The organism is Nocardia sp. NPDC019395, from assembly GCF_040632335.1.
In the GTDB taxonomy this organism is placed as follows: Bacteria; Actinomycetota; Actinomycetes; order Mycobacteriales; family Mycobacteriaceae; genus Nocardia.
In genome coordinates this window covers 489,256-502,616 of sequence record NZ_JBEYBT010000003.1, presented here as the reverse complement: position 1 = coordinate 502,616, position 13,361 = coordinate 489,256, and the positions used below count along the sequence as shown (strand labels likewise).

At 67.8% G+C, this 13,361-nt stretch carries 11 protein-coding genes; 5 read left to right on the top strand and 6 right to left on the bottom strand.

Annotation, left to right across the window (positions count from 1 at the left end):
• Positions 1-421: 421 nt before the first annotated feature.
• Together tyrS and ABZ827_RS13325 are read right to left on the bottom strand one after the other, a co-directional pair.
• Positions 422-1,711: a tyrosine--tRNA ligase gene (tyrS, locus tag ABZ827_RS13330; RefSeq protein ID WP_357236611.1), complete on the bottom strand. Its 1,290-nt coding sequence runs from the start codon at positions 1,709-1,711 to the stop codon at positions 422-424.
• A gap of 110 nt (positions 1,712-1,821) precedes the next feature.
• Entirely contained in the window at positions 1,822-2,442 is a 621-nt protein-coding gene (locus tag ABZ827_RS13325; RefSeq protein ID WP_357236610.1) for a DNA-3-methyladenine glycosylase, read from the bottom strand.
• Positions 2,443-2,625: 183 nt separating this feature from the next.
• On the opposite strand from ABZ827_RS13325, the gene ABZ827_RS13320 reads away from it, so the two are divergent.
• Genes ABZ827_RS13320 through ABZ827_RS13310 form a run of 3 tightly spaced genes read left to right on the top strand, consistent with a single transcriptional unit; the run spans position 2,626 to position 4,825 of the window.
• Positions 2,626-3,357: an ABC transporter ATP-binding protein gene (locus ABZ827_RS13320; RefSeq protein WP_357236674.1), complete on the top strand. Its 732-nt coding sequence runs from the start codon at positions 2,626-2,628 to the stop codon at positions 3,355-3,357.
• Positions 3,354-4,190, top strand: a complete 837-nt coding sequence (locus ABZ827_RS13315; RefSeq protein ID WP_357236608.1) for an ABC transporter permease — start codon at positions 3,354-3,356, stop codon at positions 4,188-4,190. Before ABZ827_RS13320 ends, ABZ827_RS13315 begins: the two co-directional genes overlap by 4 nt.
• Positions 4,187-4,825, top strand: coding sequence for a TetR family transcriptional regulator (locus ABZ827_RS13310; protein WP_357236606.1), 639 nt, complete (start codon positions 4,187-4,189; stop codon positions 4,823-4,825). The genes ABZ827_RS13315 and ABZ827_RS13310 overlap by 4 nt, the downstream gene beginning before the upstream one ends.
• Before the next feature lie 7 nt (positions 4,826-4,832).
• Here the strand turns inward: ABZ827_RS13310 and ABZ827_RS13305 are convergent, their stop codons facing one another.
• From ABZ827_RS13305 to ABZ827_RS13295, 3 genes are read right to left on the bottom strand one after another with little or no spacing between them, the layout of a single operon-like run.
• On the bottom strand, positions 4,833-5,063 hold the full coding sequence (locus ABZ827_RS13305) for a Trm112 family protein (RefSeq protein WP_357236604.1): 231 nt from the start codon (positions 5,061-5,063) through the stop codon (positions 4,833-4,835).
• Positions 5,064-5,068: 5 nt separating this feature from the next.
• The gene (locus ABZ827_RS13300; RefSeq protein WP_357236603.1) at positions 5,069-5,626 is read right to left on the bottom strand and encodes a GtrA family protein; all 558 of its coding nucleotides are present in this window, start codon (positions 5,624-5,626) and stop codon (positions 5,069-5,071) included.
• Positions 5,623-7,830, bottom strand: coding sequence for a hypothetical protein (locus ABZ827_RS13295; protein ID WP_357236672.1), 2,208 nt, complete (start codon positions 7,828-7,830; stop codon positions 5,623-5,625). The genes ABZ827_RS13300 and ABZ827_RS13295 overlap by 4 nt, the downstream gene beginning before the upstream one ends.
• Before the next feature lie 339 nt (positions 7,831-8,169).
• Here ABZ827_RS13295 and ABZ827_RS13290 point away from each other — a divergent pair, with 339 nt between their 5' ends.
• Both ABZ827_RS13290 and rffA read left to right on the top strand, forming a co-directional pair.
• On the top strand, positions 8,170-9,183 hold the full coding sequence (locus ABZ827_RS13290; protein ID WP_357236670.1) for a glycosyltransferase: 1,014 nt from the start codon (positions 8,170-8,172) through the stop codon (positions 9,181-9,183).
• Positions 9,180-10,343 carry a dTDP-4-amino-4,6-dideoxygalactose transaminase gene (rffA, locus tag ABZ827_RS13285; protein ID WP_357236601.1) on the top strand — a complete coding sequence of 388 codons (1,164 nt, stop codon included), beginning with the start codon at positions 9,180-9,182 and terminating at the stop codon, positions 10,341-10,343. The genes ABZ827_RS13290 and rffA overlap by 4 nt, the downstream gene beginning before the upstream one ends.
• Before the next feature lie 38 nt (positions 10,344-10,381).
• On the opposite strand, the gene ABZ827_RS13280 is transcribed toward rffA, so the two are convergent.
• Positions 10,382-13,324, bottom strand: a complete 2,943-nt coding sequence (locus ABZ827_RS13280; RefSeq protein ID WP_357236600.1) for an AMP-binding protein — start codon at positions 13,322-13,324, stop codon at positions 10,382-10,384.
• Positions 13,325-13,361: the final 37 nt, after the last annotated feature.

Here is a 13,361-nt window from a genome sequence, read left to right as displayed (position 1 = left end):
CCACACGGGGGTATGAAGAACCGAAACCAAATAAAATATTTGGCACTGACATTCATCAACACACTATTGAGTTCTCAAAGAACACACGCACACACTTCAGTGTCTGGTCAAAACCAGATCTTCAGTGGGGCAGGTTTTCCAGCTTAACCGGCCAGTGGCTCAGAGTCAAACTCCGCATCTTCGGCCGGTCGCGCCAGGCGCTCCCCGTACAACCTCGTTGTCCCTGGTCCCTCCGGCTCGGCGTTTCCGCCTCGCTCCGGGCCCCTGGTCGGTGTCCGTGTCGCTCTGACGTTGAATAAGTTACGCGGCGGGGAACGCTACGTCAAATCGCCGCTTCGGCACCATATATCCGCTGGTCAGAGGCCCGGAAATGGGTGATTCAGGGGGCCGGGCCGAACAACTGTGACCCAGCCCACCAAGATCAATTTCCTGATCCCCGCCGGACGCCGGCGAAATTGCGTTTGCCGCGACGCAGGACGAGCCACTCACCGTGCAGGTAGTCGCGGGTTTCCGGGGTCCACTCCAGGTCTTTGACGCGTTCGTTGTTCACCGATGCGCCACCTTCGTTCACCGTCCGGCGCGCTGCGCCGCGGCTTTCGCACAACCCGGCTGCGACCAGCAGGTCCACGATCGTGTCCCGGCCGGGCACCGCCTCGGCGATCTCGCCCTCGCCGGCCGCTTCACGCAAGGCGGCGGCAAGCGTCGGCTCGTCGAGATCCTGTAGTTCGCCGCGCCCGAACAGGGCCTGACTGGCGAGCTGCACGGCGTGTGTGTTTCCCGCGCCGTGCACCAGGGTCGTCATCTCGGCCGCCAGCCGGCGCTGTGCCTCACGGGCATGCGGGCGTTCCTCCGTGGCAACCTCCAGTTCCGCAAGTTCCTCGCGGTCGAGGAAGGTGAACCAGCGCAGGTACCGGACGACATCGGCGTCGGCGGTATTCACGAAGTACTGGTACCAGGCGTACGGACTGGTGAGTTCCGGGTCGAGCCAGAGGCTGCCACCGCCGGTGGATTTACCGAATTTCTTGCCGTCGGCGGCGGTGACCAGGGGAACCGTCAGAGCGTGGACGGCGGCGCCGTCCACGCGCCGGTTGAGCTCGACGCCCGCGATGATGTTTCCCCACTGATCGGAGCCGCCGACCTGGAGCACGCAGTCGTGCTTGCGTCGCAGCTGCAGGTAGTCGTTGGCCTGCAGGAGCATGTAGCTGAACTCGGTGTAGGAGATTCCCTCCCCTTCCAGCCGCCGTTTGACGGTGTCCCGGGCGAGCATCACATTCACCGAGAAGTGCTTGCCTATATCGCGTAGGAAGTCGACCGTGCTGAGCCGGCCGGTCCAGTCCATGTTGTTCACGATGAGGGCGCCGGTCGGAGAATCGTCCAGGTCCACGAACCGCTCGAGCTGGGAGCGGATCCGCTCGGCCCAGGCGGCGACGGTGTCGGTGGAGTTCATCGTGCGCTCCCCGACCTCGCGTGGATCGCCGATCAACCCGGTGGCGCCCCCGGCCAGCACGATCGGGCGGTGCCCGGCCCGCTGGAACCGTTTCAGCGCCAGCAGCGGCACCAGATGACCGGCGTGCAGACTGGCCGCGGTCGGGTCGAATCCGGCATACAGATTGCGCGGGCCCTGGGCCAGCGCCTTCCGGAGCGCGTCGAGGTCGGTGGACTGCGCGATGAGACCGCGCCAGGTCAATTCGTCGATGATGTCGCTGCTCACGGGTTTCATCTTCGCGTACCGCCGCAAGCGGATATCGGGCGGTGCGGCGGTTGACGGAGGCGCGGGTGATCGGCGCCGATCCAGGCAACCGTGAACGTGGGGGCGGGCAGTCAGGCCGATTTCTCGGTACGCGGTGCCCGCGGGCTGCGGCGGTAAGCGGAAACGGACCGGGAGTCCCGCAGCCAGAGTCGCCATGGGCGGTCGGCCTCGGCGCTCACACCGACGCGCGGGCCGGCGGCGATACGGGAGGGATCGGCGGGCGGGCCGAGTTCCAACCGGATCCCGGAAGCCTGATCGAAGAGGTCGGTGCCGTAGTCGTCGAGGCCGATTCCGAGGGCGCTGCCCAGGTTGCCCGGTCCTCTGGCCAGATCCTCGTCACCGCGCGCGGCCGGCCGGCGAGCGCGCGCGACCTCGTGACCGGCCACGATCTCCGCGGACCGCAGGAGCACACCGGAGGCCACTCCGTCCGGGCCGCTGATGATATTCGCGCAGGTGTGCATTCCGTAGCTGAGGTAGACGTAGAGCCTGCCCGGCGGACCGAACATCGCGGCGTTGCGTGGGGTGCGGCCCCGGCCGGAATGTGCCGCCGGATCGTGCCACGGTCCAGCGGGATCGCCGCCGTACGCCTCGACCTCGACTATGTAGGCGGCCACCGGGCCCGACCGGAGGGTCGCACCGAGCAGGCGCTGGGCGGCGGTCAGGGGGTCGACAGCCAGTTCCTCGGCACTCACCCGTGGATTGTCGCAACCGGTGCGGCGGGCGGGCAGCGGGGTGGGTCCGGACGAGGAACCGGCCGCCGAGTCCCGGACAACTCCGGTTGACAGAAATTTCCGGTCGACGGGTTGCGGTACGCATACCGGCGACGGAGAATTCACCATACGATGAATTCACCACCGGATGAACAGGGGCGGATCATGTCCGTTACCGGCACACCGGACGCGGTGGAGGTACGAGGCCTCACTGTGCGTCGCGGCAAACGGGAAGTACTGCACGATATTTCGCTGAACATTCCCCGTGGATCGATCACCGGGCTACTGGGGCCGTCGGGATGTGGAAAGACCACCCTGATGCGCAGCATCGTCGGCACCCAGGTGGTGGCCGCCGGGGAGATCACAGCGCTGGGGTCGCCGGCGGGTAGCGCGCGACTGCGCAGGCGCATCGGTTACGTGACGCAGGCGCCGAGCATCTACGCCGATATCAGCGTCCGCGACAACATCGCGTATTTCGCCGCGCTCTACGGCGGCGACCGCGATGCCGTCGACACGGCACTCGGCGCTGTCGGCCTACTCGATCACCAGGGCCAGCGCGGTGACGAACTGTCCGGTGGGCAGCTGACGCGCGCATCTCTGGCCTGTGCCCTGGTCGCGGCACCGGAACTGCTGGTACTCGACGAACCGACGGTCGGCCTGGACCCGGTCCTGCGGGTCGAACTGTGGAAGCAGTTCCGGGAACTCGCCGCGGCCGGCACAACCCTGCTCGTATCGAGTCATGTGATGGACGAGGCGGAACACTGCGACCGGCTGCTGCTCATGCGGGAAGGCCGGCTGCTGGCCCAGCTGAGCCCCGACGAACTGCGCGAACGCACCGGCGAGCGGAACCTCGAACAGGCATTCCTCGCCCTCATCACGATGGGAGCCCCGGCATGAGCACCCCACCTGCCCAGCCCGCCGCTCCGGGCCACCCCGCACCGGCGCGCACAGTATCCGCGACCAGCGGACCGCGTCCGCTCGTGCCCTATCTGGCGACCACCGGCCGGATCCTGCGCCAGCTGCGCAACGATCGCCGCACGGTGGCGATGATCCTGGTGGTGCCGGCACTGCTGATGACCCTGCTGTACTTCATCTATCAGGACGTACCTGTCGCGCCGCACCAACCGGTCAGCCTGTTCGACCGGGTCGGGATGAGCATGCTCGGGATACTGCCGTTCATCGTGATGTTCCTGATCACGGCGATCGCCATGCAACGTGAACGCACCTCCGGAACCCTCGAACGGCTGCTCACCACTCCCCTGAGCAAACTCGATCTGCTCGGTGGATACGGGACCGCGTTCTCCCTCGCGGCCGCCGCGCAGGCGGCGGTGGCCTGTCTGGTCTCGTTCGGCCTGCTCGACCTGGACGCGGCCGGCAGCCCGCTGTGGGTGGTCATCATCGCCATCGTCGACGCGGTACTCGGGGTCGCGCTGGGACTGTTGTGCAGCGCCTTCGCCCGGACCGAGTTCCAGGCGGTGCAGTTCATGCCGGTGGTGGTGGCACCGCAGATCTTCCTGTGTGGGCTGCTGGTTCCACGGGAACAACTGCCCGACTGGCTGCAGGTGATCAGCAATGTGATGCCGCTGAGTTACGCGGTGGACGCATTGCACGAAGTCTCGGTATCCGCCGAACCCACCGGGCTGATGTGGCGGGATCTGGGGATCGTAGCCGGATTCGCGGCGGTGGCCTTGTGCCTGGGGGCGGCGACGCTGCGGCGCCGGACCGTATGAATACGCCGGACGACGCGCGCCCGTCCCGGCCGGGCCGCCGGCCCGGATCCTCCGGGACACGGGACGCGATCCTCACCGCTGCCCGGGAGCGTTTCGCTCGGGCCGGCTTCGACAAGACCTCGATCCGGGCGGTGGCGGCGGACGCGGGCGTCGATCCCGCGCTGGTACATCACTATTTCGGGACGAAGCAGCAACTGTTCGCCGCTGTGGTGGAGCTGCCGATCGATCCGGAGATCGTGCTCCAGCAGGTCGACGCGACACCGCTGGACGAACTGGGCGAAACCATGGTGCGCGCGGTGGTGAGTCTCTGGGATTCCCCGGAAGGCGCCGGGGCGGTTGCTCTGCTGCGCAGCCTGGTCGCCGGGGGCGAGGTCTCGCTGGTGCGAGACTTCCTGCTTTCGGTGGTGTTCGAGCGGATCCGGAGCCGGATCGCCACCGATGCCGACGACGGCCGGCTCCGGGTGGCTCTCGCTGCCTCCCAGATGGCGGGAGTGGCCGTGACCCGCAAGATCCTGCGGGTGGGACCGATTACCGATCTACCGGTGGACCAGCTCGCCGCCGCCGTGGGACCGACGCTGCAGCGCTACCTCACCGGTGACATAGGAAAGGGCTCACCGGACCACAGCGAGCCCTGACCGGGAACTACTCGCCGAACTGACGCGCGAAATCAGCGTGTTCGGCATCCCCGACCGCGCGGGCCTCATCGGCGAGCAACACCGGGATACCGTTGTCGATCGGGTAGGCCAGGCGCAGTCGTGGGTTGTACAGCACCTCCGCGCCGTCGCCGGTGCGGACCAGGTGCAGCTGCCCCTTGTCCTGCGGGCAGGCCAGCAACCGCAGCAGGGTGGGATCCAGGATTGTTTCCTCCGACATGGGGATCAAACTACCGGGCGGTGAAACGAGATATACCGGTGGCCGAAGTAGGTGCCGGCGGCGACGGCGCCCATAACAACCAGCGCCGCCGGTACCCGGGGGAACCCGAGCACGGTCACCGCGAGTTCGAGCAGCAGAGCGTTGGCGACCAGGCCACCGCAGTTCACCATCGCGAACCCCAGAAAATCCCGGACGACCCGGCCCCGGACCCGGAACACCAGATTCCGGTGCAGGAGGAAAGCGATGCCGATGCCGGTCGCGTATGCCGCCGCGACCCCGGCCGACGGCGGCACCGAATCACCCAGCGCGGCGAGCCAGGCGACGGTCAGTCCGATCCCCATCACGGTGTTGACCACGCCGACCACCGCGAAGGCGAATTCCTGCCGGCGCACCAGCCGAAGCAGCAACCGCGCCGCTCTCCCACCGGTGTCCGGGCCGCCACCGCACTCGATGAGATCCCGAGTGTCGCCGGGGCTCGGATCCGCGTTCGCCGGCCGGTGGTCCCGGGCACTGTGGAACACGGCTGTCACGCGGTCCTGGGGTTCGGTGGAATCGCTTGTCACGGCCGGACCGCCACCAGATCCGGTTTCCCGGCATCGGGTTCGATGACCGGCACAGCGGACGGCACGCCAGGTCGGCGACGACCGCGCAGGTAGACGACCTCGAGCACGACGAGGCCGAGCAACCCCGCACCGGCCGCCGCGCCGCCGATTTTCCAGCCCGGCGGGCGCCAGGTGAGTTCGAGTTCGGCGCCGTGAACGCCGGGCGGTATATCGACCGTGACGAAACTGTTCGCCACCACGTCGATGGGGAGCGGCCGGCCGTCGAGATTCGCTCGGTAACCCGGCCAGCCCAGCCGGGCGAAGACGATCCGGCCGCCGGTATCCGAGTCGACCCGGACGCGGCTGGTCGTCTCGGACTCCACGAACCGGTCGACTGCGACCCCTTCGGCGTGCGAAATTCTCCCGGTCCGGCCGGATACCGGACCGGTTTCCCGTTCGAGGACCGAGATGTAGTCCTCGTGACCGGGATAGTCGACCCACTTCCAGCCCACGGGCGCCGGCTGTGCCCGGGCGTCGGGGTAGAGGGCGCGCTGCAGGACCACTCGATCGACGAGCATCAAGTCCACCGGCGGACGGCCCGTCTCGGGTTCGGGGGCGAAGGCTCGGCGGTAGGCGTCCGGGCAGACGCTGGTATCCCAGCGCATACAGAGCAGATGACCGAAGTGGAAATGGCCGTTGGGGGTGTATCCGCCGACGTAGTCGAGTTCCAGACTCTTGGCGTAGTTGCCGAAGGCCAGCGAGCCGTAGGCACCGTCGAGATTGTGTTCGCCGGCGCCGATCAGCGCCCGGTCGCCCAATTGGAGTGTGGTGCCGTCGAAATCGGGGAAGGCGGCCTTCATCTCCGAACGTTTCGCGGGCAGACCCCAGCTCATGGGTGTCGGCCCGGCGGCGCTCACCTGGAGGTAGGCGATGGGCGCGATCGACGCCAGCGCCAGGACACAGGCCGCGGCAGCGCCCCGGACCCGGGCCAGCCGGACCACGCCCGCGCCGAGCAGCGCGATACCCGCCGCCGCGAGCATATGCCGCGACGCGACCTCCGGAGCCGCGGCCAGCGAGCGCGCCAGCAGCAGGGCGATCAGCAACCCGGCCGCGATCCCGCGCCGGCGGATCCCCGCGACCGTCCCGTACCGGCCGAGCAGAACACACACGAGCACCAGAACGCCCAGCGCGAGCATCGGCAGCACCCGAGCCGGCCAGCGCAGCGGCCCCATCGTTCCGGGGCCGGCCGTCCACAACAGCATCAGCACCGCGAACAGGGCGGGTCCGCTCAATTCCCGGGCGGCACCCGCGGCACGCTTCCAGTCCACGAAGGCCAGCGCGGGGATCACGAACCACGCGATATAGACCATCGGCAGCGGTTGTACATATCCCCACCAAGATGTGAAGGCCGGGAGGGTGCTTGGCAGGGCGGCGTTCAGCGATTCCGACCACGGGACAGTCAGGAATTGATCGTTGCGGATCTCCGAGGCACCGCGCCAGGTGACATCCGCGGTCAGCAGGCTCGGTAGATAGGTGGCCAGCCCGGCCAGCCCGGCACATCCCGACGCCAGCGCCAGCCGCACCGACGGGAGCCACTGTCTCTGGTAAACGATTTCGCCGACCAGTACCGCGGCGATCAGCACGGCTGCCTCGACGGCGGGAAAGACGTACTGCACCGAGATGGTCAGGTAGAGGAACACGAAAACCGGTACCGGCCCGCCGCGGCCGCGCGCGTAGCACACCCCGGAGGCCCAGGCGTGCACGAGCCAGGCGGTCCCGGTGAACGCCGTCATCCAGCTGGCAGCGTCGAAGAACAGCAGGAATCCGCTGAACGGCATGGCCACCCCGGCCACCGCCGACCACGCCGGCCGGCCACCGTAGGCCAGGCAGACCCGGTAGACGCCGAGCCCGAGAATCAGCGCGAACACGAGTTTGACGATCGTGGCGTACAGCGCCAGATCGTCGACCACGGCGGCACCCAGATCGATCAGCAGCTGGGGCGGGTTGAGCAGCCCGGTTTCCTCGATCGCGTAGTTACCGGCCAGCCAGTTCTCGGGGACCAGTACCGGGAATTTCCCTTCCCACAGGTGGCGCCCGGTCATCACCCACAGCGGCGCGTACTGCGCTTCGGTGTCGTCGGTGTAGAAATGCCGGGGATTCGCCAGCAGCACCGCGAGGTAGGCGGCCAGCACCCCCGTCGCGCACACCAGTCCCCACCGGAGCACATCCCGCCGATTATCGGCTCGACCATCCGCCACGGGTCCCAGACCCTACCGCCCGCGACCCGGCCGGCGGATGTAACGACGCATATCGGATCTACCCGCGCGGCGGCCAGTACACCTGCTAGAGTTCGCATTTCTCGGGCTCACCAGCGTCATCGAGACCCGGCACGCGTTATCCTCCGTCGAAAGTCGATCTCGCCAATGCCGTTTTCGCCCAGGTATGTTTCCACCCCGGACACCCGCAGGCCCGCGACCGCCGGCCCCGCATCGTTCTCTTCTGCCGCCCCGCCGTGGTGCGATTCCGACGCCGCGCACACCCACCGTGATACCGATTCGCCCGATGTGTGCGGAGTTTCGGTGGTCGTCCCGGTCTACCGCGGCGAACAGACGGTCGCGGGGTTGGTTCGGGAACTGAACGAACTGTCCGCACCGACCACCACGCCGAGCGGATTGCGTTTCCGGGTGGACGAGATCGTGCTGGTCCACGACTGCGGCCCGGACCGGTCCGATGTGGTGCTGCGGCGGCTGGCCCGGGAAAACCCGCTGGTACGGGTGATCTGGTTGAGCCGCAACTATGGTCAGGACGCCGCCACCATCGCCGGAATGGCCGCGGCGCGCGGCGGCTGGATCGTCACGATGGACGAGGACGGCCAGCACGATCCGGCCTGTATCGCCGAATTCCTGGACACCGCTTACCGGCGACGCGCGGATCTGGTGTACTCCCGGCCGGTGAACGCCCGGCCGCACAGCCCGCTGCGCAACCTCACCTCCCGTGGCGCGAAACTCGTACTGGCCACGCTGTTCGCGTTCCCCGATTCCACGCGGTTCGAGAGTTTCCGGCTGATCCGCGGCGATATCGGGCGGCGTCTCGCCGAAGTCGCCGCCAACGGCGCGTATCTCGATGTCGCTCTCACCTGGGTGGTCGGCCGGACCGCGACGGCGCCGGTGCGATTGCGCAGTGAGGGACGGCCCGAATCGGGCTACAACTACCGGCGGCTGTTCTCGCTCTTCTGGAAGATGGTGCTGTGCACCGGAACTCGCGGGCTGCGGCTGGTGAGCCTGCTCGGCGTAACCCTGGCACTGGCCGGGTCGATCATGGCCGCCGTGATCGTCTACACCGCGGTGACCAGCGGCGGAAACAATCCCGAGGGCTGGGCCTCGATTATCGTCGTACTCCTGCTGTGTTCGGGCGCGTTGCTGTTCTCGCTGGGGCTCATCGCCGAATACCTGGGCGTGGTCCTGCACATCCTGGTGGGCAAACCGCTGTATCTGACCATCGAATCGCCTACCCCCAGACCACCGGCCGACTCCGCGCAACCTCTCGCCCGGCAACGAGCCGAGGTGTCGGCCGGATGAGCAAGTCAGGTGCGGAGGCAGGCGCGAGGGAACGGATCATATTCAGCCGGCCCTACCGGTCCACAGCCGAACTGGCCAATGTGGCGGCTGTCCTCGGCTCCGACCACTGTCACGGTGACGGCCCGTTCACCGCCTCCGCGACTGCGAAACTCGCCGAGATCACCGGGGCGCCGCACGTACTGCTCACCACATCGTGCACACACGCGCTCGAACTGGCCGCCCTGCTGCTCGAACTGGGCCCGGGTGACGAGGTGATCGTGCCCAGTTTCGCGTTCACCTCCGCCGCCACCGCCTTCGCCGTCCACGGCGCGACCTGCGTATTCGTCGATATCGACAGCGCGACGGGCAATATCGACCCCGCGGCTGCCGCCGCCGCGATCACCGACCACACCAAAGCGATCGTGGTGATGCACTACGGCGGTGTCGCGGCCGATATGGCCGCACTCGGGGACCTGGCCCGCAGCCACGGGCTCGCCCTGATCGAGGACAATGCGCACGGCCTCGGCGGAACCTGGCGGGGGCAGGCGCTGGGGACGCTCGGAACGCTGGGCACCCAGAGTTTCCACGACACCAAGAACGTGCACTGCGGCGAGGGCGGCGCCCTGCTGCTCTCCGACGAGATCCTGATGGGCCGGGCCGAGATCATCCGGGAGAAAGGCACCGACCGCGCACGCTTCCTGCGCGGCCAGGTGGACAAGTACTCCTGGCAGGATATCGGGTCCAGTTATCTGCCCAGTGAACTGAACGCGGCGGTACTCGACGCGCAACTCGCCGAATTCCATACGATCCAGCGGGCCCGGCACCGCGTATGGAACACCTACGCGTCCGGACTCGCGCCGTGGGCTGCGGAGCAAGGCGTCGTGCCGATGAGCGTTCCGCCGGACCGCGGGCATACCGCCCATTTGTTCTATCTGCGCATGCCCTGCGAGGAAACGCGCGACAGTTTCATCCGGCACCTCGCTGCCCGGAACATTGTGGCGCCGTTCCACTATGTGCCGCTGGATTCCAGTGCCGCCGGACTCAAATACGGTCGGACCCCGGTCCCGTGTACTCGCAGCGCCCGGTTCGCGGCGACCATCGTGCGACTCCCGCTGTGGCCCATGCTCACCGGCACCCAACTCGACCGTATCCTCGAGGCCGTCACCGAATTCCGCTGCTGAACCGGGCAACGCGGCCGCGAGGATCGGCCGGTCCTCGGTCAGGTGAGCAGGCCGAGCGAGCCCGCCTCGGTGAGCTCCTCGTAGCTTTCCGAATCAGGGTTGTAGAACCAGGTGTCCGGACCGGGCCGGGGAGCACAGGTCTCCTGTACCGCGTGCGCCGATGGCCGGAAGGACGCGCTGCGCGGAATACCGTCGACGACGTACACCAGGTCCGGGCGCTGTCCCGGGGGCAGTGACCGCAGGGCCTCGGTGATATCGGCAGGTCCGAGGTCGAAGCCGGGGCGCACGCACACCGCGGCCACCGCGAGCACCCGGTCGCGTGCGGGCAACCCGTAGGCGACCTCCATATCGACGGCGGCGATATCGTTGAGCACATCCACGATCGGCTGGGTGAACACCGGGCCCCGGCGGGTCCGGATCACCGTATCGATGCGGTCGACCAGCCAGAAGTCGCCGTCGCTGTCCCGGCGGAACAGATTCTCGGTGGGCAGCCAGGAATCCTCGGCGTCGAATACGCCGCGCAAACCGCCGCTGGACAGGTCGACCCCCGCGCCCGCCGAACCGATCAGCAGGCCCACTTCGTTGTCGGCGCAGCGCCGGGCGAATCCGTTGTCGTCCACCAGCACCTGCCCGGCCACCGGGTCGTATGCCACCAGTTCGACACGCGCCGTGCCGGGTACGGGGCGGCCCTTGCAACCGAGTTTCACACCGGGCACGTTCGCCAGCACCACATCGCCCTCGATGGAGGCGTAGAACTCGAGAACCCGGGCCGGCGCGAATTGTTCGAGCGTCCGCCGCCACAACCCCGCGGGCATACCGGAACCGATGAACAACCGGATCGGATGCGGATATCCGGCGGGGAAAACTTCGGCGTCGAGGATATCGCGCAGCATCGTCCAGGTGTAGGTCACGACCGTGACCCCGTAGCGGTGCACTTCCTCGGCGAACTGCGCCGGATCCAGCGATCTGGCCAGGGCGATCCGGCTCCCGCCGGCGAGGGCCCCGCCCAGGCTCACCAGCAGACCGGACGAATGATGCAGCGGCGCCAGGCAGTACACCGTGTCCTTGTTGTCCAGATCGGCGGCCGAGGCAGTTCCGAAGGCCGATAGCGCCCAGCGGTGGTTGGTGATGTATTTGATGTCCAGCCGTTCGGCGGTCCCGGACACCAGGATGAACGCGAGCTCACGTGCGCGGCCCGGGTCCGGCCGGTACCAGCCCGGTATGCGCACCAGTTCGGGATCGATCTGTTCCAGATCGACGAGATCGGTACCCGCGGGCACCGCGAGGCCGCGCGCCTCCCCACCACCGAGGACGAGTACGCGGGCCCCGGTCGCTACGGCATGACGCACATTCTCCGGGTCCGATACGACAACCGACGTTCCGGTCTGCTCGAGTGCGCTGATCAGGTCGCTCTCGGGTGCCAGCAGTACCGCGACCGCACCGATCCGGGAGAGCGCGGCGACGGTGGCCAGCGCGCTGGGCCGCGTCTCCATCACCACACCTACCCGAGTCGCGGGCCGGATCCCGACCGAGAGCAGCCCGCGCACCACATTGTCGATCCGGGCGTCGACCGCCGCATTGTTGTGCACCCGGTCGTCGAACAGGAAGCATTCCCCGTTCGGCGAGCGGCGGGCCTGTTCGGCCATCAGCCGGCTGAGCGAGATCCGGGTATCGGCCTGGATCATGCCGAGCCGGGTCAGCCGCGGCAGTGTTCGCGCCGCGCCCTCGACTATGCCGACCGAACCGCGCAGGGTATTGGTGGCAACTTGTTCCAGGGTCCGGCTCACCCCGGCCCCGGCCTCGGCCAGCGCCGCGGCGGTGTGCACCGCCCGGCGCAGCGCGGTACGCGGGGCGCTCTCGGGTAGCTGGTCGGCCATGGGCACGATCTCCTCCGGCAACGCGTTGGCGCCGTCTACCCAGCCCACCCATTCCCGGACCCGGGGCCAGGTATTCCTCGTCGCCATCGAGCCCGCGACCAGGCCGAAATGCCCCGACACCACGGTTGATTCATACACCTCCGCCCGGGGTGCCGCCCGGACGATACCCCGCACAGCGGCCGGCTGTCCGATTTCGTCGACCTCCCCGACGAACGCCAGGATGGGGCATTTCAGATCGTTCAGTGAGATCGGCTGATCACGGATGACGAACCCGCCGACCATCATCCGGTTGTGGACGACGAACTGTTTGAGCAGATCGGCCGCCGCGGGCCCCGCGTACCCGATCCATCCCTCGCTGCTCAGGAACCGCCGCTGGCGTTCCTTGGGCAGCAGCGCCTCCCGATCGTGCAACTGACGCAGGAAATCGATACGGGCTTTCGCGGTTTTCACCGGGTCCAGCATCTGGAACCCGATCCGGACCATCCGATCGGTGATCGGCAATCGGGGCACCACGTGATCGGCGGCGAAATCCACCAGATCGGTGACCGCGGCGTGCGGCAGCCCGAGCGGCATCCCGGCGACGATATCGACCGGACTGCCGAAGGTCACGATGCTCGCGATACCTTTCCCCGAACGGAACGCCGCGGTCTGATAGGCGAACATCCCACCCTGCGAGTACCCCATGAGATGCACCGTGCGGCCCGTCGCCGCGCTGACGGTATCGATGGCGCTGTTCACGGCCAGCACATGATCGGCCAGATCCCGTTGCCAGCCCCCCTCCTCGGTGGACGGAGACCCGAAATCGATCACCCAGCAGTCGATTCCGCCACGGTGCAGAATCCCCACGGCGCCGTCGTCGCCGTTGACGTCCCAGATATCGGCGTTCACCATCAGCGGAGGCACCAGCAGCACCACCGGTCCGCCCCCGGCCGCGGTGGGGAAATAGTGCCGCAACCGGTACATGGGCCGGCGCTCGGCGATCTCGAACGGCGAGGAGTCGGTATCGCGTCCGAGACCACCGAAACGGATGACCTCAAGACCGTTCTGCGCGGTGGCCAGCACCCGATGCGCCGATCCCGCCAAACCTCGCACACTCAACTTCACGTTCCACTCCCAGCCCTACCAGTGGCATGGCGTACCT

Excerpts from the sequence above, each read along its gene's own strand:
- rffA (WP_357236601.1), top strand. The coding sequence starts at position 9,180 with ATGAGCAAGTCAGGTGCGGAGGCAGGCGCGAGGGAACGGATCATATTC.
- ABZ827_RS13320 (WP_357236674.1), top strand. The coding sequence starts at position 2,626 with ATGTCCGTTACCGGCACACCGGACGCGGTGGAGGTACGAGGCCTCACT.
- ABZ827_RS13315 (WP_357236608.1), top strand. The coding sequence starts at position 3,354 with ATGAGCACCCCACCTGCCCAGCCCGCCGCTCCGGGCCACCCCGCACCG.
- ABZ827_RS13310 (WP_357236606.1), top strand. The coding sequence starts at position 4,187 with ATGAATACGCCGGACGACGCGCGCCCGTCCCGGCCGGGCCGCCGGCCC.
- ABZ827_RS13305 (WP_357236604.1), bottom strand. The coding sequence starts at position 5,063 with ATGTCGGAGGAAACAATCCTGGATCCCACCCTGCTGCGGTTGCTGGCC.